Source organism: Marivita lacus, assembly GCF_014637725.1.
Classification (GTDB): Bacteria; Pseudomonadota; Alphaproteobacteria; order Rhodobacterales; family Rhodobacteraceae; genus Marivita; species Marivita lacus.
Genome location: NZ_BMFC01000010.1, coordinates 1 through 19,275, shown reverse-complemented (window position 1 = coordinate 19,275; position 19,275 = coordinate 1). Strand labels below are relative to the sequence as shown.

The 19,275-nt window shown below is 62.3% G+C and carries 20 protein-coding genes; 13 read left to right on the top strand and 7 right to left on the bottom strand.

What is annotated here, in order from left to right:
* Positions 1-5: 5 nt before the first annotated feature.
* Together betB and betI are read right to left on the bottom strand one after the other, a co-directional pair.
* Positions 6-1,463 carry a betaine-aldehyde dehydrogenase gene (gene betB, locus IEV82_RS16405; RefSeq protein ID WP_188483114.1) on the bottom strand — a complete coding sequence of 486 codons (1,458 nt, stop codon included), beginning with the start codon at positions 1,461-1,463 and terminating at the stop codon, positions 6-8.
* Positions 1,460-2,041, bottom strand: a complete 582-nt coding sequence (betI, locus tag IEV82_RS16400; RefSeq protein WP_188483260.1) for a choline-binding transcriptional repressor BetI — start codon at positions 2,039-2,041, stop codon at positions 1,460-1,462. Before betI ends, betB begins: the two co-directional genes overlap by 4 nt.
* Positions 2,042-2,165: 124 nt before the next feature.
* Here betI and choX point away from each other — a divergent pair, with 124 nt between their 5' ends.
* The 7 genes from choX to IEV82_RS16365 all read left to right on the top strand — a co-directional run bounded on the left by choX (position 2,166) and on the right by IEV82_RS16365 (position 7,296).
* On the top strand, positions 2,166-3,080 hold the full coding sequence (choX, locus tag IEV82_RS16395; protein ID WP_188483259.1) for a choline ABC transporter substrate-binding protein: 915 nt from the start codon (positions 2,166-2,168) through the stop codon (positions 3,078-3,080).
* 53 nt (positions 3,081-3,133) lie between these two features.
* Positions 3,134-3,970, top strand: a complete 837-nt coding sequence (gene choW / locus IEV82_RS16390) for a choline ABC transporter permease subunit (RefSeq protein ID WP_188483113.1) — start codon at positions 3,134-3,136, stop codon at positions 3,968-3,970.
* Positions 3,967-5,019 carry a choline ABC transporter ATP-binding protein gene (gene choV, locus IEV82_RS16385; RefSeq protein WP_188483112.1) on the top strand — a complete coding sequence of 351 codons (1,053 nt, stop codon included), beginning with the start codon at positions 3,967-3,969 and terminating at the stop codon, positions 5,017-5,019. Before choW ends, choV begins: the two co-directional genes overlap by 4 nt.
* A gap of 108 nt (positions 5,020-5,127) precedes the next feature.
* A complete protein-coding gene (locus tag IEV82_RS16380) occupies positions 5,128-5,991 on the top strand; it encodes an MBL fold metallo-hydrolase (RefSeq protein WP_188483111.1) in 864 nt (287 codons plus the stop codon).
* Positions 5,992-5,995: 4 nt separating this feature from the next.
* Complete coding sequence (locus IEV82_RS16375) at positions 5,996-6,421, top strand: YeeE/YedE family protein (RefSeq protein ID WP_188483110.1); 426 nt, start codon at positions 5,996-5,998, stop codon at positions 6,419-6,421.
* Positions 6,421-6,855, top strand: a complete 435-nt coding sequence (locus tag IEV82_RS16370) for a DUF6691 family protein (RefSeq protein WP_188483109.1) — start codon at positions 6,421-6,423, stop codon at positions 6,853-6,855. The genes IEV82_RS16375 and IEV82_RS16370 overlap by 1 nt, the downstream gene beginning before the upstream one ends.
* A gap of 9 nt (positions 6,856-6,864) precedes the next feature.
* Positions 6,865-7,296: a protein tyrosine phosphatase family protein gene (locus IEV82_RS16365; protein ID WP_188483108.1), complete on the top strand. Its 432-nt coding sequence runs from the start codon at positions 6,865-6,867 to the stop codon at positions 7,294-7,296.
* On the opposite strand, the gene IEV82_RS16360 is transcribed toward IEV82_RS16365, so the two are convergent.
* The 5 genes from IEV82_RS16360 to IEV82_RS16340 form a co-directional block, all read right to left on the bottom strand.
* Positions 7,293-8,324 carry a flagellar motor switch protein FliM gene (locus IEV82_RS16360; protein ID WP_188483107.1) on the bottom strand — a complete coding sequence of 344 codons (1,032 nt, stop codon included), beginning with the start codon at positions 8,322-8,324 and terminating at the stop codon, positions 7,293-7,295. The genes IEV82_RS16365 and IEV82_RS16360 overlap by 4 nt on opposite strands.
* 84 nt (positions 8,325-8,408) lie before the next feature.
* A complete protein-coding gene (locus tag IEV82_RS16355) occupies positions 8,409-11,096 on the bottom strand; it encodes a sensor histidine kinase (protein ID WP_188483106.1) in 2,688 nt (895 codons plus the stop codon).
* The gene (locus IEV82_RS16350; protein ID WP_188483105.1) at positions 11,093-11,374 is read right to left on the bottom strand and encodes a hypothetical protein; all 282 of its coding nucleotides are present in this window, start codon (positions 11,372-11,374) and stop codon (positions 11,093-11,095) included. Before IEV82_RS16350 ends, IEV82_RS16355 begins: the two co-directional genes overlap by 4 nt.
* Complete coding sequence (locus tag IEV82_RS16345) at positions 11,371-11,739, bottom strand: response regulator transcription factor (protein ID WP_188483104.1); 369 nt, start codon at positions 11,737-11,739, stop codon at positions 11,371-11,373. The genes IEV82_RS16350 and IEV82_RS16345 overlap by 4 nt, the downstream gene beginning before the upstream one ends.
* 92 nt (positions 11,740-11,831) lie before the next feature.
* The gene (locus IEV82_RS16340; protein ID WP_188483103.1) at positions 11,832-13,148 is read right to left on the bottom strand and encodes a helix-turn-helix domain-containing protein; all 1,317 of its coding nucleotides are present in this window, start codon (positions 13,146-13,148) and stop codon (positions 11,832-11,834) included.
* Positions 13,149-13,367: 219 nt separating this feature from the next.
* On the opposite strand from IEV82_RS16340, the gene IEV82_RS16335 reads away from it, so the two are divergent.
* The 6 genes from IEV82_RS16335 to IEV82_RS16310 all read left to right on the top strand — a co-directional run.
* Positions 13,368-14,747, top strand: coding sequence for a substrate-binding protein (locus IEV82_RS16335; protein ID WP_188483102.1), 1,380 nt, complete (start codon positions 13,368-13,370; stop codon positions 14,745-14,747).
* A 108-nt stretch (positions 14,748-14,855) separates the two neighbouring features.
* Entirely contained in the window at positions 14,856-15,887 is a 1,032-nt protein-coding gene (locus IEV82_RS16330; protein WP_188483101.1) for a branched-chain amino acid ABC transporter permease, read from the top strand.
* Between the two features lie 3 nt (positions 15,888-15,890).
* Positions 15,891-17,090: a branched-chain amino acid ABC transporter permease gene (locus tag IEV82_RS16325; RefSeq protein WP_188483100.1), complete on the top strand. Its 1,200-nt coding sequence runs from the start codon at positions 15,891-15,893 to the stop codon at positions 17,088-17,090.
* 12 nt (positions 17,091-17,102) lie between these two features.
* A complete protein-coding gene (locus tag IEV82_RS16320; protein ID WP_188483099.1) occupies positions 17,103-17,858 on the top strand; it encodes an ABC transporter ATP-binding protein in 756 nt (251 codons plus the stop codon).
* A gap of 52 nt (positions 17,859-17,910) precedes the next feature.
* Positions 17,911-18,666, top strand: coding sequence for an ABC transporter ATP-binding protein (locus tag IEV82_RS16315; RefSeq protein ID WP_188483098.1), 756 nt, complete (start codon positions 17,911-17,913; stop codon positions 18,664-18,666).
* An 86-nt stretch (positions 18,667-18,752) separates the two neighbouring features.
* Positions 18,753-19,275, top strand: a 523-nt coding sequence (locus IEV82_RS16310) for an AMP-binding protein (RefSeq protein ID WP_188483097.1), incomplete at its 3' end; no start/stop codon positions are given.

Genomic DNA, 19,275 nt, shown 5'->3' with positions numbered 1-19,275 from the left:
GTGCCTTAGTACGGAGCCTCGACATCGCCCATGCGAACGAAGACGGATTTCAATTCGCTGTAGTGATGGATGGCTTCCCTGGAGTTTTCGCGCCCGACACCCGACATTTTCGTGCCGCCGAACGGGGCTTCTACAGGCGCGTCATTGTAGGAATTGATGTAGCACGACCCTGCCTCGAGCTGCGCGATGACGCGGTGCGCGCGCGACAGGTCGCGGGTAAACACACCGGCGGACAGGCCAAATTCGGTGGCATTGGCGCGGGTTATCGCTTCATCTTCATCCTCGAAATCAAGAACCGCCATGACGGGGCCGAAGATCTCTTCTCGCGCGATGGTCATGTCGTCGGTAACGTCTGCGAAAACAGTAGGTTGCAGGTAGAAGCCATCCCGATCAAGACGCGCGCCGCCCGCCACCAGACGCGCGCCTTCAGCCTTGCCTTTTTCGATATACTCAAGAACGATCTTCATCTGGTTTTCGGACACCATCGGCCCGAAATTGGTGGCCTCGTCCAGCGGATCGCCAATCACCGCGTTTGAAAGTCGTTCAGCGAGGCGAGAAAGAAACTTTTCCTTAATCCCTTTCTGCACAAATACCCGTGTCCCGTTCGAACACACCTGACCAGAGGAGTAGAAATTACCCAGGATGGCGCCACCCACAGCATTGTCCAGATCGGCATCTTCAAAGATCAGAAGCGGAGATTTTCCACCCAACTCCATCGTGACGTGCTTCATCTGCGCTGCCGCTGCCGCGTAGACTTTCTTTCCGGTCGGGACTGACCCGGTGAGCGACACCTTTGCCACCCGGGGATCGGTGACAAGCGAGGCACCGACCTCGCCCATACCCTGCACCACGTTGTAAACCCCGGCAGGCAAGCCCGCCTCGTGCAGGATTTCGGCAACTTTCAGGGCACAAAGCGGTGTTGTCTCGGATGGTTTGAAGACCATGGAATTGCCACAGGCCAAAGCAGGCGCGCCTTTCCAGCAGGCGATCTGGGTCGGGTAGTTCCACGCGCCGATTCCGACACAGACGCCCAAGGGTTCGCGACGGGTATAGACCCAGTTCTCGCCCAGCTGGATATGTTCTCCGGTCAGGCTGCCGGCGAGACCGCCGAAATATTCCAGCGCATCCGCGCCGCTGGTGGCATCGACCGCGATGGTCTCCTGGTACGGCTTGCCGGTGTCATGGGTTTCGAGAATTGACAGGTCATGATTGCGCTCGCGCATGATGTCGGCGGCACGGCGCAGGATGCGTCCGCGTTCCGTGCCGGACATGGCGGCCCATTGCTTTTGCGCGCGCTGCGCGGCGGCAAGCGCCTTGTCCACAATCGCAGGGGTCGCAGCATGGACCGTTGCGATCCGTTCACCGGTGGCAGGATAGATCACCGGGATCGGCACGCCAGCGGTGTCTTCGACATAGGCACCGTCGATGAAATGGCTGGCTTTCGGCTGGGTGTCGTAGCTCATGATTTCGGCTCCCTGTCGGCAAATCTGAGTTCATGGTCGAGCATCGTCAGCACCTTGAGCGTGGCCCCCTCGCCTGAGGGTGCGCCCCTGCTCAGGGCTTCGCGCAGATAAAGCCCGTCGATGAGGCCCGCAATGCGCAGCGCGACGTCGACCGCCTGTCCCCCGATCAAGGGGCGAAGATTGTAAACGAGGTTCGAATGCAAACGGCGCTGATACACCGCCAGAAGGCGCCGCGCCTGATCGTCGGACTGGGCAAGAACATAGAAGTTCAGCCATGATGCAACGACTTCGCGGCGGAAGTTCGAGTTGGTGAACCCCGCGCGGATAATCGCCTCGGTTCGCTCGCGCGGTCTCTTGGCCATGGCAAGTGCGCCGCGCACCTCGGCGCCGTAAAGGCTGAGCGTATGGCGCATCGCGGCGAGAAACATCTGATCCTTGCCGCCGAAATAGTGGTGCGCCAGCGCCGACGACATGCCCGCCCGCCGCGCGATCTGCGCCACGGTCACGTCGAGCGACCCGGTTTGACCGATCTCGGCAATCGTCGCTTTTACCAGCGCCTCGCGGCGTATAGGCTCCATCCCGAGTTTCGGCACGATCAACCCCGAAGAAATAAGTGTTTGACGTACGGGACCGTATGGCGTTTTTAATTGACTCGTCAATCAACAAAAACAAACGACCTCTGTCAGGGAGACTTGAGACATGATGAAATCTTCACTTTCCATCCTCGCGATCTGTGCCGCAGGTGCGGCCGCAGCCGATTGCGAAACAATCGTCTTTTCCGATGTGGGCTGGACCGACATCACCGCGACCACGGCGGCGACCACCGTCGTTCTGGATGCTCTGGGATATGACACCGACATCAAGGTGCTGTCGGTTCCGGTGACCTATACCGCGCTGGCGGGCGGCGATGTGGACGTGTTCCTCGGAAACTGGATGCCGACGATGGAAGCCGACATCGCCCCCTACCGCGATGCGGGCACGGTCGACACGGTGCGCGCGAACCTCGAAGGCGCGAAATATACGCTGGCCACCAACAAGGCCGGCGCCGATCTGGGCATCACCAGCTTTGAGGCCATTGCCGCGCAGCGCGATGCGCTGGACGGCGAAATCTACGGGATCGAGCCGGGCAATGACGGCAACCGCCTGATCATCGACATGATTGCTGCCAATGCGTTCGACCTTGAGGGCTTCGACGTGGTCGAAAGCTCGGAACAGGGGATGCTGGCACAGGTGGCGCGCGCAGACGAGCGTGGCGAACCGGTTGTGTTCCTTGGCTGGGAACCGCACCCGATGAACGCGAATTTCGACATGACATACCTGACCGGCGGCGATGACTGGTTCGGCCCTAACCTTGGCGGTGCAACGGTCTACACCAACACCACCGCCGGGTTTGTCGAAGCCTGCCCGAATGTCGGCACGCTGTTGACCAACCTCGAATTCACGCTGGCCATGGAAAACGAGATCATGGGCGCGATCCTGAACGACGGCACCGAGGCGCGCGATGCTGCGACCGCTTGGCTTCAGGCCAACCCCGACGCCTATGTGGCATGGCTTGACGGCGTGACCACCAAGGATGGCGGCGATGCCGTCGCGGCGGTCAAGGCCGCGCTTCAGTAACCGGATCAGGGCGGCATCAGGCCGCCCTTCCTTTTTGATCACAGGACCTTTTCATGGACTGGTTGACAGAGAACAAGATCCCGGTGGGACAGGTTGCCGGGACAGCGATGTCGTGGCTCGAACGCAATGGCGCGTTCTTTTTCGATGGCGTCGCAGATGCGTTGGAAGCCATGATCGACGGCTTTTTGTGGCTGCTGCAAACGCCGCATCCGCTGGTGATCGTGGGGCTGTTCGTGGCGCTGACCTGGTACCTGCAACGCAGTTGGAAGGTCGCACTGTTCGTTGTGCTGGGGTTCTTGTTCATCATCAACCAGGGCTATTGGGAGGAAACGACCGAGAGCCTGACGCTTGTCCTGTCGGCCTGCGTGGTCTGCATGGGCGTCGGTGTGCCCATCGGCATCGCGGTGGCGCACCGGCCCAGGCTTTACGCGTGGATGCGGCCGGTTCTGGACCTCATGCAGACCTTGCCAACCTTCGTCTACCTTATTCCGGCGATCGTGTTTTTCGGCATCGGCATGGTGCCGGGGTTGATCGCCACGGTGATCTTCGTGCTGCCTGCGCCGATCCGGCTGACCCATCTGGGAGTCAGTTCGACCCCCCTGCACCTGATCGAAGCGGCCGAAGCGTTCGGGGCCACGAAATCGCAATTGCTGTGGAAGGTCGAGCTGCCCTCGGCCCTGCCGCAGATCATGACCGGGCTGAACCAGACGATCATGCTGTCGCTGTCGATGGTGGTGATCGCGGCGCTGGTTGGGGCCGACGGTTTGGGCGTGCCCGTGGTCCGCGCGCTCAACCAAGTGAACACCGCACGCGGGTTCGAAAGCGGGTTTGTGATCGTCGTGGTGGCGATCATTCTTGACCGGATGCTGCGGATGGAGCGGAGCAAATGAGCAACACGCGCGTAGAGTTCGACAATGTGTCCATCGTGTTCGGCGACAAACCCAAGGCCGCCCTGCCGCTGATGGATGGCGGACAGGATCGAGGCCAGATCCAGCGCGACACCGGGCAGGTTCTGGGCGTGCATGATTGTTCGCTGACCGTGGCCGAAGGCGAGATCCTCGTTTTGATGGGGCTTTCCGGGTCCGGCAAATCAACCTTGTTGCGGGCGGTGAACGGGCTGAACCCGGTCGTGCGCGGCTGTGTGCGGGTGCATGACGGCACCGGGATGGTCGATGTCACGCATGCCAGCGCCGAGGTTCTGCGCACCTTGCGGCTGCGGCACGTGGCGATGGTGTTCCAGCAATTCGGCCTGTTGCCCTGGCGGTCCGTGCGCGAGAACGTGGGGCTGGGCCTTGAGCTTGGCGGTCAGTCAAAGGCCGAGCGCAACGGACAGGTTGAAAAACAGCTTGCCCTTGTCGGGCTGACCGATTGGGCCGACCGCAAGGTGGGCGAACTGTCGGGCGGAATGCAGCAACGGGTCGGGCTGGCCCGTGCCTTTGCCACGGATGCGCCGATCCTGCTGATGGACGAGCCGTTCTCGGCGCTTGATCCGCTCATTCGCACAAAGTTGCAGGACGAGTTGCTGGAGTTGCAGCAACGGCTGAAACGAACGATCATCTTCGTGAGCCACGATCTCGACGAGGCGTTCAAGATTGGCAACCGCATCGCCATCATGGAAGGCGGCCGGATCGTGCAATGTGGGACACCACAGGAGATCTTCCGCAACCCCTCGAACGATTACGTGGCTGATTTCGTCAAGCATATGAACCCCTTGGGTGTGTTGCGCGCCCGCGACGTGATGCGCGTGGGCACCCCCGTTGACGGCGCCCTGCCGGTGGATGCGGATGCGCGGGTGCAAGAGGTGATGACGACTCTGGTCAGCAGCGACGCCGACCTGGCGGTGGTCGATGGCGGCACGGCGATCGGGGTGATCGGCAAAAACGATGTGCTGGCTTATCTGTCCAACCCGTCTGGCGGCGCTGTTGCCCCACAGGCCTAGGACCGGCTGCCGCCGAAAACTTGCGTGTGCCATGCGTTTTTTCGCGGCACCCCCTTGCTACGTATTCAGCTTTCTTTATATGTTTGGCAAGACAAGGAGGGCCGCGACATGACACCCAACGTCACTGGTTTTTTCGACGACGCCACCAACACGATCTCTTACGTGGTGCAAGACCCCGAGGGCAGCGCCTGCGCGATTGTAGATAGCGTGCTGGATTTCGACTACGCCTCGGGTCGCACCGACACCAAATCAGCCGACGCGATCATTGATTTCGTCAAGGCCAATGGCCTCGAGGTTCAATGGCTGCTGGAGACCCATGTGCATGCCGACCACCTGAGCGCCGCACCCTATCTGCAGGATGCGCTTGGCGGCAAGGTGGGCATCGGCGACCGCATACAGGTCGTGCAGGACACGTTCGGCAAGGTGTTCAACGAAGGCACCGAGTTTCAGCGCGATGGCAGCCAGTTCGACCAGCTGTTCGACGAAGGCGACAGTTTCCATATCGGCCAGATGCGCGCCGATGTGCTGCACACGCCGGGGCACACGCCCGCCTGCCTGACCTACGTGATCGGCGACGCGGCCTTTGTGGGCGACACGCTCTTCATGCCCGATTTCGGCACTGCGCGCTGCGACTTTCCCGGCGGATCCTCCGAGGTGCTGTACGACTCGGTGCAGAAAATCCTTGCCCTGCCCGAAGCCACCCGCATTTTCGTGGGTCACGATTACAAGGCGCCGGGGCGCGAGGACTATGCTTGGGAAACCACCGTGGGCGAACAGAAAGCACGAAACGTGCATGTCGGCGGCGGTGCCACCAAGGACAGCTTTGTCGAGATGCGCAACGCGCGCGATGCCACGCTGGCCATGCCCAAACTCATTATCCCGTCGCTGCAGGTCAACATGCGCGCCGGGCAAATGCCGCCCGCGGACAAGGACGGCAAGGTCTTCCTCAAGGTCCCAGTGAACGGATTGTAAGAACATGAACCCGGATTGGATTTACGGACTGGTCGGCGGCATGCTGATCGGCACTGGCGGCGCGGTGTACCTGCTTGCCAATGGCCGCATCATGGGTGCGAGCGGCATCATCGGCGGGCTGGTCGATGGCAGCGGGCGCAACACGATGTGGGAACGCCTCAGCTTTCTCGCCGGGCTCACGCTGATCCCGGTGGCGCTGCTGGTCGTCCTTGGCCCCAAGGACACCCATGCCACGAGCAATTTTGCCCTGCTGGTTGCGGCAGGCTTGCTTGTCGGGATCGGCACACGGCTGGCCAATGGCTGTACCTCGGGGCACGGGGTCTGCGGTATTTCACGGATGTCTCTGCGCGGCATGGTTGCCACCGTGTTCTACATCCTCGCCGGCGGTCTGACCGTCGTGCTGTTCCGTCACCTGCTGGGGATCATCTGATGCGCAATCTGTTCGCTTTCGTGGCCGGCGGCCTGTTCGGTGCCGGGCTGTTCATTTCGGGCATGACCGACACCCGCAAGGTGCAGGGCTGGCTGGACATCTTCGGCGATTGGGATCCGACGCTGGCCTTTGTCATGGGCGGTGCGATTCTGCCGATGGCGATTGCCTGGCGCATCGCGGAAAAGCGCCGCTTTGCCCTGACCGGCGACGCCATGCCGCCGCGTCCCGAAGCACGCCTTGGCAAGAACCTTGTCGTGGGCTCTGTGCTCTTCGGCATGGGCTGGGGGCTGGTCGGGCTGTGCCCCGGGCCTGCGATTGCCTCGCTCAGCTATGGCGGGATCGAGGGGTTGGTCTTCCTTGGCGCAATGGTCGCCGGAATGAGCGCCATGCCAAGCCTGCGGGCGTGGCTGGACAGACCCGCAACCGCGCAGTAGGTCTTGATCATGGATATTCGCACCATCACCGACCGCTACAGCGTGTCCCCGCAAATCGACCCCGAAGACGCCGCAGCCATCAAGGCAGCGGGGATCACCACCGTGATCTGCAACCGCCCGGATGCCGAAGTGCCGCCATCGCACCAGGCCGACACGATACGCGCCGCGATCGAGGCTCAAGGCCTGCGGTTCGAGGTGTTGCCGATCACGCATCAGACCCTGACACCAGACCGGATCGCGCAGCAGGCCGCGCTGGTCGACGCGTCGGATGGTCCGGTTCTGGCCTATTGCGCCTCTGGCACGCGCAGTTCGATCCTCTGGGCGCTCGGCCAGGCGGGTCAGCAAAGCGCGGATGACATCCTCGGGGCTGTGGCGCGGGCGGGCTATGACCTGTCGGGCCTGCGTCCGACGCTGGAAGCGGCCGCAGAGGCGCAGGGCTAAAGTTCGAACGCGTCAGAGACGACCGGAAGACTGGCAGAAATGTCACTCAACGCCATCTCCAGCGATCCGCCATGGTCAAACGCCGATTTGCCGGACGGGATAGGCACCAGTGCCGTGGACGATTGCGGCGGTTCGGGCTGTGCCGCGCGCTGATCCGGTGTGTGCAGCGCGGTGTCCCCTGCCCCGACGCGAATGGCCCGAAAGCCGTTCATCTGCCCCAGCTTTCCGCGCGCGACGACATGGCCCCCCGACAGAACAAGCGAGGCCGACGATGCCGCCCGCGATGAAATCGGGAGCACGTCACCGGGACGGAGGGCTTGTGCGCGGTCCAGCGAGATGTGGATGCGCGCCAGAACCGCCTGCATCCGGACCGGGGCGAGTTTGAGCACGGCCTCGTGCCTGCCAGGCAGCGCCGCCTTGCCCGTGTCTGTCGCGCGGGATGGTTCGGGAAACAGGAACAGGACGCGCCCGCTGCGCATGTCCTGCGCAAGGCTCACATCAAGCGCGGTGAGGTGATAGGTTTCGGCGTCGAGCGCAAGGCTGGCGGCCTGAGCACCCTCGACCAGCGCGCCGAACCTGTAGTTCTGCAGATGCGCCATGTCCGGCTGGGCCGACAGCATCGACGCGAAGCGGGGCAAGGCCGCATCGACAAGGGGGGCGGTCATGGCGGCATCGGTTGGCGTGTAGGCGCGGGCGTCGCTGGGAAACCGCGTCACCCGTCCCAGCGTCTGCACGTCGATCAGCCCCGTCAGGATCTCCCGGTCAAACGCCACCAACCCACGCGGCCCGCTGTCATGTTCGAGGATCACCAGAAGCCGGTCGCCCCCGATGCGACTGGCCGCCCGTTCCGCCGACAGGGTTTCATCGTCGGTTGTCCGCGCCACCAGCGTCAGGCCCCAGAGCGCATCCGCCGCGATCGACAAGGCCCGGCCCAGCGCGCGAGGCAGTGACCATGCGCCACCGCCCAGCGCCCTGCGCTGCGCATGTGCCTTGCGCTGCAATACCGTTTCTGTCGCGTCCTCGGTCATGTCTGCGCGGCTGCCCCCTTGGCCGTTTGTCCGGTTATCGCCGGAATTGGTTACCAAGGGTTTAGCGAAATCGCCCTTACCGCTTTATTGCGCGGCCATCGCGGTGCGATAGGGCAGAACCACGCGGAAAGTCGCGCCGCGTGCGGCGGGCAGGTAATCGACAGACCCGCCCAGCCGCGTCATCACCTGCCGACAGATCGCGAGGCCAAGTCCGGCCCCACCAGCCTTCTGGTCGCTGACCCGGGCGAATTTCTCGAAGATCATGTCAACCGCGTCGGGTGCAATTCCCGACCCGTTGTCTTGAAAATCAATCACCACGCGGTCGGCTTCCTGCATCACGCGAATGACAAGGCGGGGGGCCTTGGCATCGCAATATTTGCGCGCATTGGCGATCAGGTTGATGAACACCTGGCTCAACCGGTCAAGATCGGTGTGCAGCACGATCCCCTCCCTGGACGGATCGCGGTCGATGTCCAACAGCACCCCGTCTTCGCCGATGCCCGCCGACGACACCGCACGATCCAGCGCGTCACGCAGCGTGCCGTCGCGCAGGTTGAGGTTCACCTGCCCGTTTTCCACCACGCTCAGATCCAGAAGATCATCCAGAAGGCGCGTCAGGCGTTGCGCCTCGTCATGGATGATGGAGGCATAGCGCGACTGCTCTGCAGGCGTCATCTGGTCGGTATCGCGCAGGATTTCCGAAAACGCCCGGATCGAGGTCATGGGCGTGCGCAGCTCGTGGCTGATCTGGCTCAGAAACGCGTCCTTCTGGATCGAAAGGCGCGTCAGCTTCTGGTTGGCGTTGCGCAATTCCAGTGCGGTGCGGCTCAACTCCTGAGACTGTTCCTTGAGCCGGGCCGAGTATTCGAGCATCTGCGCGGTTTCATCCGCCACCGCCATCAGGTCTTCGACCGAGATCGCCATGCCCCCGGTGATCTGCCCCACCATCGCATGCGCCGTTGCAGCGCCCACGGAACTGCCCAGCTCGCGCTCCAGCGCTTCGAGGAAATCCGGTGTCGGCGCAGGCAGGTTGCCGCGCGCGCCCTGCCGCCTTGCGTGACGCAGAAACAGCGCCTGCGCTTCTCCGGCGCCCAGGATCCGCTGCGCCATGACCATCAGGTCTTCGGTCTGTGCCGTACCCCCCGACCAGCTGCGGGCGCTGGTGGAATGGTCGAAAATGTTGACGAATTGCGCCGCCTGAAGCCGTTCCAGCGGCGAGGGGAATGTCACCAGCGACACGCTGACAAAGCAGACGACGTTGAACAGCATGCTCCAGAGCAGGGCGTGCATGAGCTGGTCCAGACCGGTGATGCCGAAAAGCGCGTCGGGCTTCAGCCAGGCCCAACCGAACAGCCCGTTGTCGATGATCGACATGGGCAGGATCGTGCCCACCCCAAAGCTGGGCAGATAGAGCGTATAGAGCCAGATCACGAACCCGGCGGTCAGCCCGGCAAACGCGCCCAGCCGTGTGGCTCCGCGCCAGAACATGCCGCCCAGCATCGCGGGCAGCACCTGCGCCAGACCGCAGAAGGCCACCAGACCGATCGAGGCCAGCGCCGCGCCACCGCTCGACATGCGGAAATAGAGATAGCCCAGCATGACCACCGCGACGATGGAGATGCGCCGCGCCATCAAGACCGCCGCGCGCACATCGCCCGACACGCTGGCCCCGCTTGGGCTCAAGTGCAGCCAGATCGGCATGACGATGTGGTTCGACACCATTGTCGACAGCGCAATCGCCGCCACGATCACCATTGATGTGGCGGAACTGAACCCGCCAAGAAAGGACAGCATCGCCAGCCCGTTCTCGCCCAGCGCCAGCGGCACCGTCAGAACGAAGAGATCCGGGTTCGACCCTTCCGGCATGATGTCGAGCCCGACCACCGCGATGGGTACGACGAAAAGGCTGATGAGGCACAGATAGAGCGGAAAGGCCCAGCTGGCCGTGCGCAGATGGCTTTCGTCATCGTTCTCGACCACCAGCACCTGAAAGGTGCGCGGCAGACACAGGAACGCCGCCGCCGACAGAAAGATCAGCCCTGCCCAGCGGCTGCGGTCGGTGTGCCATTCGCCAAATTCAGAGGCGTCGATCCGGTGCAGCGCTTCGGTCAGACCACCGGACACGCCCCAAACGACGAAGATGCCGACTGACAAAAGGGCGACCAGCTTGACCACCGCCTCCACCGCGATGGCCATGACGACGCCGTCATGCCGTTCCTTTGCGTCAAGGTTCCGGGTGCCGAACAACACCGTGAACAGCGCCAGACCCAGCGACAGCCACAGCGCCACCTGCGCCTGATCCTGCGCCGCCAGCCCGTCGGATTGCGCGGCAAAGACCGAAAAGGACAGGGTCACGGATTGCAGTTGCAGCGCGATATAGGGCGTCGTGCCGATCACCGCGAGGATCGTCACACCCGCCGCCAGCAGGCTGGACTTGCCGTAGCGCGACGAGATCAGGTCGGCGATGGAGGTGATCTTCTGCGTGCGCCCGATGCGGATGAGCTTGCGCAACAGCCACCACCAGCTGACCATGACGAGCGTCGGGCCGAGATAGATCGTCAGGTATTCGAACCCGTTGCGCGCCGCCGATCCGACTGCGCCGTAGAAGGTCCAGGCGGTGCAGTAGATCGACAGCGACAGCGTGTAGATCAGCGGTGACCGCAGCCATGCCCTCTTGCCCTGCAGGGCCAGCCGGTCGGCCGCGAAGGCGACGAAGAACAGGAAGAACACGTAGGCCGTGCAGACCGCGACCAGCAGGTTGAGCGTGCTCATGACTCGTCATCCGACGGCTCGTCCGCCTCATCGGCCAGCAGGCGCGACAGCCCCCATGTCAACAGGATCACCCCCGCCCAGACCGCGAAGATGTAGATCAGTGCGGTTGCGCTGCTGACGGTGCCTTCGCCGGTCTGCGGCCAGACCATCGGCAGCGCCCACAGGATCAAGGCCAACCCGGGGGCGACCCGCGCGGCATCCATGACGCGTCGGCGGCGGTAGGTGCGTCGTTCGTGAAAGACGGTTGGCGATCCGGGCCTGTCCGTCGTGCGTTTCATTTCGCGGCAAGGGCTCGCACGGTTTCGAGCACATCCGCATTGGAAAACGGTTTGGTCATGAATGCGTCACAGCCCGCACGTTCCGCGATCTCGCGATCCTTGGTCTGACCCCGCGCGGTGAGCATCAGGACCGGCAATCCGTTGATGTCCGGGTCGTCCCGCAATTCCCGCAGGATATCATAGCCGCTTTTCCCCGGCAGCATCACGTCAAGGATCAGCACGTCGGGTCTTCGTTCTTTCACCATTTCCACGGCATCGGCCCCGTTGGAATGGGTTTTGACGCTCCAACCGTCCCGCGACAGGATAAAGCTGATTGCCTCGATGATATTGGGTTCGTCTTCGATCAACAGAACCTGTTTGGACATGCGCGCCTCCCCCGTGCCGCAAGGTGCTGGTCGGCTTTTTGCCGTTATTTTGGGCCAGCGTGGATGAACTATTACGAAGTGCAGGCAGTGTGTCAAAGCTTCCTAGGGGCCGAGGCCACCATGATCGACGGTTCGCGTCGCGCATCGCAATCGGGATGCGGGCAAATCCGGCAGGTCAACCCGACCCGGCGGACAGTTTCCGAGGTGTCGCGCTTGGGTTCGGGCACGATCAGCATGTGGCTTTCAAACAGCACATCCTCTCCTGCAACAGCCTGTCCGATGGGTTGCGAAATGGCAAATCCCCGGTGTCGCGCGGCGGCACGGGCCGACTGTTGCATCACGGCAACATGCACCATCATCGGCCGCGCCAGCGCCCGGTAGAGCGGCCAGAGCGCACAGCCCGCCCCAAGGCGCGGCAAGGGAAATTCCGGCAGCGGCTTGCGGAAGGTCGTCACGCCGGACCCGTCGCAGATGGCCAGCCCGACCGGATCGGGCAGAATGTCCTCTGGCAGATGCGCAAGCCGGCGCATGGCACTGGCCAGATCGCAACCGAACCGCGCGGCCAGCGCAAACGGATCGCTGCCCGATGCGGCCACCGCATCGGCGCAGTCCGACAGCGGCATCCGTCGGGCATCGGTGCGATAGCGCACCAACGTGCGCTGCAAGAGCCACTTGGCGGCTTGCGACAACCCCTGCCCCAGATCTGCCGCCACTGTATCGACATCGGCCTGCGGCGTTTCCAGAGCGGGCAGATGAAACCCCACCTTCTGGAACACCGCATCCAGTTCATCCTGCGGCGCATTGGTTTCGGAGGCTTCGGAGTCCGACTCCTCGAGATATTGCGCAAGGCTGCGGCTGGTGTCGGCGAGGCGGGCGCTGTCTTCGTAGATGTTGCGATTGAAGCGCCGCTGCCATTCCGGTTCGATAACGCCAGGTTCGGCAAGGATCGACGCGGCCGAGCGGATCGCGGTCACGGTGGACAGCATCTCGTGCAGCGATGCTGCAAGATGAGGGTCATGGGTCAGGCGGTCGGTCAGAGCCTCGACGCTGTGCTGCAGCGTTTCGATCTTGCGCTGGCTGTCGGCCAGAAGCCCGGCCCATCCCGGGAACCGGCCTGCGAATTCCTCGACCCGCGCCAGTTCGGCCTCTGGCATCTCGGCACTGGTTGCGGCCTCGCGCAGATTGGCCAGCAGAGCGGTCTCGGCCCCTTCGGTCAGGGAACCCGGTTCGACCCCCAGCGCATGGGCGATATCGACCAGCAGTTTCCCGCCGATTCTGCGGCGGTTGTGTTCGATCAGATTGAGGTAGGAAGGCGAAATATCGGCCCGTTTTGCCAGTTCGGACTGCTTGAGCCCGGTCATGACCCTGCGCTCGCGGATGCGGCTTCCTGTCAGTGTGTCGCGGGGCATCTGGAATTCCCGTGCTGAATCAATCCGTTTCTGCAGTGCCGAAAAAATTAATTTACAGATTTCTGCACTGCATTGTTCATTTATTGACAGAAAAAGCGTTTAACTCAAAGCGCTTATTGCTATGTTTTCCATGCATAGCCGATAATCAATTTGCACATATGTGCGGTCTTGGCGGGTGGAGGAACCCGTCGAACCCTATAAAGACATTGGGAGGATTATATGTCCAAAGGCAACCTGACACGTCGCGGCGTGCTCAAGACCGGTGCTGTGGCAGGCGCAGGCCTTGCTCTGCCCACCTATCTCTCGGCACAAGACAGTGGCTTCACGAACGCGCCGTCAGGCGCGACCGTCACCCTGGGTTTCAACGTACCCCAGTCCGGCCCCTACGCTGACGAGGGCGCGGACGAACTGCGCGCGTACGAACTTGCCGTCGACCATCTGAACGGGACCGGTGCCGACAACGGCATGCTGGAAACCTTCAAGTATGCCGATGGCTCGGGCACCGTGCTGAAAGGCAGCGGCGTTCTTGGCAAGAAGGTCGAATTCGTCACCGGCGACACGCAGACGAAATCCGACGCCGCACGCGCATCGGCCAAGTCGATGATCGAAAAAGACGGCGCGATCATGATCACCGGTGGTTCGTCCTCGGGTGTGGCCGTTGCTGTCCAGGCCCTGTGCCAGGAAGCGGGCGTCATCTTCATGGCTGGCCTGACCCATGCCAATGACACGACCGGCAAGGACAAGCGGGCCAATGGTTTCCGCCACTTCTTCAACTCGTACATGTCTGGTGCGGCGCTCGCGCCGATCCTGGCGGCGCAATACGGGTCCGACCGCAAGGCCTATCACCTGACCGCCGACTACAACTGGGGCTACACCACAGAAGAAGCGATCCGGTCCTCTACCGAAGCGATGGGCTGGGAAACTGTCGGCACGGTTCTGACACCGCTGACACAGACCGACTTCTCGTCCTACATCACGCCGGTTCTGCAATCCGACGCAGACGTGCTGGTTCTGAACCATTACGGCGGAAACATGGTGAACTCGCTGACCAACGCGGTGCAGTTCGGCCTGCGCGACCGTATGGTCAATGGCAAGAAATTCGAGATCGTCGTGCCGCTTTACTCCGAGCTGATGGCACGCGGCGCGGGTTCGAACATCGCGGGCATCCTCGGTTCGCAGAACTGGGACTGGAAACTCGAAAACCAGCTCGGCGCGAAGTATTCGGGCACCAACGCCTTCGTGCAGTCCTTCGGCACCAAATACGGCTTCCCGCCGTCCCAGGCGGCGCATACTTGCTACGTGCAGACGCTGCTTTATGCGGACGCGGTCGAGCGGGCGGGATCGTTTGCCCCCTGCGCCGTGGTCGATGCGCTCGAAGGCTTCTCGTTCGATGGTATGGGCAATGGTCCGACGCTGTATCGCGGCGAAGACCATCAGTGCTTCAAGGACGTCATCGTGGTGCGCGGCAAGGAAAACCCCGAAAACGAATTCGATCTCGTGGAGATCGTCGAGGTTACGCCTGTCGAGCAAGTCACCTATGCGCCCGATCACCCGCAGTTCGCCGGTGGCGCGCTGGGGTCCTGCAACAACGGCGCTTAAGCCCTTGTTTCTTGAGGTGGGCCACACGGCCCACCTCATCTCTTCTCCAGCCCGTTGCTGTTACGGGCTGTCTGCACTTCCACACTTCTGACCGCAAAGGGTGGGGCAATGGACGCCATAATCCTGCAAATTCTCAACGGGCTCGACAAGGGCTCGGCCTACGCGCTGATCGCGTTGGGCCTGACACTCATCTTCGGCACGCTTGGCGTGGTGAACTTTGCGCATGGCGCTCTGTTCATGATCGGGGCGTTCTGCGCCGTGACGCTGTCGCGCCTGCTCAGCCTGAGCCACGAAGTCGCGGTTCCCGGATCCGTCGACTTTCTCGGCAATCCCCAGATGCGGGACGTGCCTTACATCTACGAAATCTTCGGCGAAAGCCTTGGGGCGGGGATCATCGATTGGGCGGTGCCGCTGTCGATCCTGTTCGCCATCCCGGTGATGATCGCGATTGGCGTGATCATGGAGCGCGGGCTGATCAAGCACTTCTACAAGCGCCCGCATGCCGACCAGATCCTCGTGACCTTCGGTTTGGCCATCGTGCTGCAAGAGATCATCAAGTACTACTACGGTGCCAACCCGATCCCGACACCGGCCCCTTCGGCCTTTATCGGATCGTTCGATTTCGGCGCGCTGATCGGGTTTGAGGCCGGACAGATCATCTATCCCTACTGGCGCCTAGTCTACTTTGCCTTTGCCGCGGTCATCATCGGTGCGGTGTTCGCCTTCCTGCAATTCACCACCTTCGGTATGGTGGTGCGCGCTGGCATGGCCGACCGCGAGACTGTGGGTCTGCTGGGCATCAACATCGACAAGCGGTTCACCATCATGTTCGGTCTGGCCGCGGCGGTCGCGGGTCTGGCAGGTGTGATGTACACCCCGATCAATTCGCCCAACTACCACATGGGCATGGACTTTCTGGTCCTGAGCTTCGTGGTGGTGGTTGTCGGCGGCATGGGATCGCTGCCGGGTGCGGTGCTTGCCGGGTTCCTTCTGGGTATCCTGGAAAGCTTTGCCTCGATGCGCGAAGTCATCGCCATAATCCCCGGCATCAACCAGGTGATCATCTACCTTGTTGCCATCATAATTCTGTTGACGCGTCCGCGTGGCCTGATGGGTCGCAAGGGCGTGATGGAGGACTGATCCATGTTCGGACTGGACAAAAAAGACGCATCCCTCCTGCTGATCGTGGCAGTGCTGGTGGCCTTTGCCCCCTTCTTCCTGAACCCCTTCCCCGAGGGCTCGGCGATGGCGCAGTTCAACGCGGGTTATCCCGACCTGATGCAGCGCTTCGTGATCTTCGGGATCTTCGCCATCGGCTTCAACATCCTGTTCGGCCTGACCGGCTATCTCAGCTTTGGTCACGCCGCCTTCCTCGGGGTGGGGTCCTACGCCGCGGTCTGGATGTTCAAGCTGCTCAGCATGAACGTGATCCCGGCCATCATCCTGGCTGTCATTGTCGCGGGCATCTTTGCCCTGATCATCGGCTATGTCAGCCTGCGGCGATCAGGCATCTACTTCTCGATCCTGACACTGGCCTTTGCGCAGATGTCCTTTGCGCTGGCCTACTCGGTTCTGACCCCGATCACGGGTGGTGAAACCGGCCTGCAACTGGCGCTGAACGACCCGCGCATCCTGAGCGCGGCAACCACCGGAGGCAACATTCCGGTGCCGGCCCTGTTCGGGTTCGAGATGCGGTCCAGCACGCAATGGGCGGTGGGCGACTGGCTGTTCACCTTCAACGTCGGCTACTATTTTGCCGCGATCATCATGCTGTGCTCGTTCTACCTGTCGATCCGCATCTTCCGCTCGCCGTTCGGCATGATGCTGCGAGCCATCAAGTCGAACCAGCAACGCCTGAACTACACCGGCCTGAACTCGCGCCCCTACACGCTGGCGGCCTTCGTGATCTCAGGCATGTATGCCGGTCTTGCCGGTGGCCTGATGGCGTCGATGGATCCGCTGGCCGGTGCCGAACGCATGTTCTGGACCGCATCGGGAGAAGTGGTCCTGATGACCATTCTCGGTGGTGTCGGCACGCTGATCGGCCCGGTTCTGGGCGCCGGTCTGATCAAATACATGGAAAACATCATTTCCAAGATCAACTCGGACATCCTGCACACCTGGTTCGCCTTCCTGCCCGACGGGCTGGAGGATGTGGTCGTCACCCTGATCTACCCGTTCATCGGCAAGGGCTGGCACCTGACGCTGGGCATCGTGTTCATGCTGGTGGTGATCTTCCTGCCGGGTGGCCTTGTCGAAGGTGGGCAACGCGTGTCCCGACTGTTTGGCCGCAAGAAGAAGGCGCACGACCCGAAGAACGCAACCACCGAACCTGCGGAATAAGGAGACGGACAGATGGGAATTCTCGAAGTCAAAGATGTCAACAAACGGTTCGGCGGCCTGCAGGCCCTTGGAAACGTGAACCTCAGCGTGGCGGAAAACACCTGCCACGCGATCATCGGGCCCAATGGCGCGGGCAAGTCCACGCTCCTCAATTGCCTCGTCGGCAAGCTGATCCCGGATACCGGGTCGGTCATGTTCGACGGGCAATCGGTGCTGGGTCGCACCCCGTTCGAAATCAACCAGATGGGCATTTCCCGCGTGTTCCAGACCCCCGAGATTTTCGGCGATCTGACCGTGATGGAAAACATGCTGATCCCCTGCTTCGCAAAACGGGACGGCTCATTCGCCCTGCACGGCATCCGGTCGGTGTTCAGCGAGACGGGACTGCGCGAGCAGGCAGAGCAGATGCTGGAGGAAGTCAACATGCTCGACAAGCGGCACATGCATGCCGCCTCCATGTCGCGCGGGGACAAGCGGCGTCTGGAAATGGCGATGTGTCTTGTTCAGAAGCCCAAGCTGCTGCTGCTGGACGAACCGACAGCGGGAATGGCGCGGGCGGACACGAACAACACCATCGACCTGCTCAAGGAGATCAAGGAAAAGCGCAACATCACGATCGCGATCATCGAGCATGACATGCACGTGGTGTTCTCTCTGGCCGAGCGGATCACCGTTCTGGCGCAGGGCACACCCTTGGTCGAGGATACGCCAGAGAACATCAAGGGGCATCCGAAGGTCAAGGAAGCCTATCTCGGCGAAGCCGCGTAACTTCATTCGGCGGGGGTTTCCCTGCCGCCCCTCCCACAGCGAGGACAGACATATGAACGTCAAACCCGACTTTTCAAAACACGCCAATCAGGCGCAAACAGCCCCTGCCTTCCTCTCCGTCTGGGACATGCACTCCTATTACGGCGAAAGCTATATCGTGCAGGGCATCTCCTTCAACGTCCACGAAGGCGAGATCCTCGCGCTTCTGGGGCGCAACGGCGCGGGCAAGACCACGACGCTCCGCTCCATCGCACGCATGGATAACCCGCAGGTCAATCACGGTGAAATCTGGCTCGACCACCAGCCCTTGCACAAGATGACCTCCTACGAGGCGGCGACGGTCGGTCTGGGACTCGTGCCCGAAGACCGCCGGATCATCCCTGGCCTTACCGTCGAGGAGAACCTGCAACTGGCCCAGATCGCCCCGCCCATCGGCTGGTCGATCGAACGTCTGTACGATCTGTTCCCGCGTCTGGGCGAACGCCGCAATCAGGATGGCGTGACCCTTTCGGGAGGTGAGCAGCAAATGCTGTCGATCGCGCGGGCCCTGGCCCGCGACCTCAAGGTGCTGCTGCTGGACGAACCCTACGAAGGCTTGGCGCCGGTGATCGTGGACGAGATCGAAAAGACCCTCCGCGTGATCAAGGAACAGGGGATGACGACAATCATTGTCGAACAGAACGCGGTACGCGCGCTGCAACTGGCCGATCGCGCGATCATCCTCGACACCGGCTCCATCGTATTCGATGGCTCGGCGGCAGAAGTTCTGGAAAACGCCACGCTGCGGGCAGAATACCTCGCGATCTGAAGCGGTATTTTTGCGTTTTGCGATGGAAACCGCCCTTGCCATTTCCCGGCGGGGCGGTTTTCTTTTGAACAAAGAGGAGGACTCCCATGACTGACACGACCTATCCCCCTTCCGAGGATCTGGCGAAGACCGCCCATATCGACGCGGCGCGGTACGAGGAGATGTATGCGCGGTCTGTGTCCGATCCGGAGGGGTTCTGGGCGGAGGCGGCGCAGCGTCTGGACTGGATGACCGCACCGACGCAGATCAAGGACGTGGATTTCACCCTTGGCCGGGTCAAGATCAACTGGTACGCCGATGGCACGCTGAACGTCGCCGCCAACTGTGTCGACCGGCATCTGGCGACGCGGGCTGACCAGACGGCCATCATCTTCGAGCCGGACGATCCCGATGAGCCGGCCAAGCACATCACCTACCGCGACCTGCACCGCAGCGTCTGCCGGATGGCCAACATCCTGGAAACGCTCGGCGTGCGGCGCGGTGACCGCGTGGTGATCTACATGCCGATGATCCCCGAGGCCGCCTATGCCATGCTGGCCTGCGCGCGCATCGGGGCCATCCACTCCATCGTCTTCGCGGGCTTTTCCCCCGACGCGCTGTCGGCCCGCA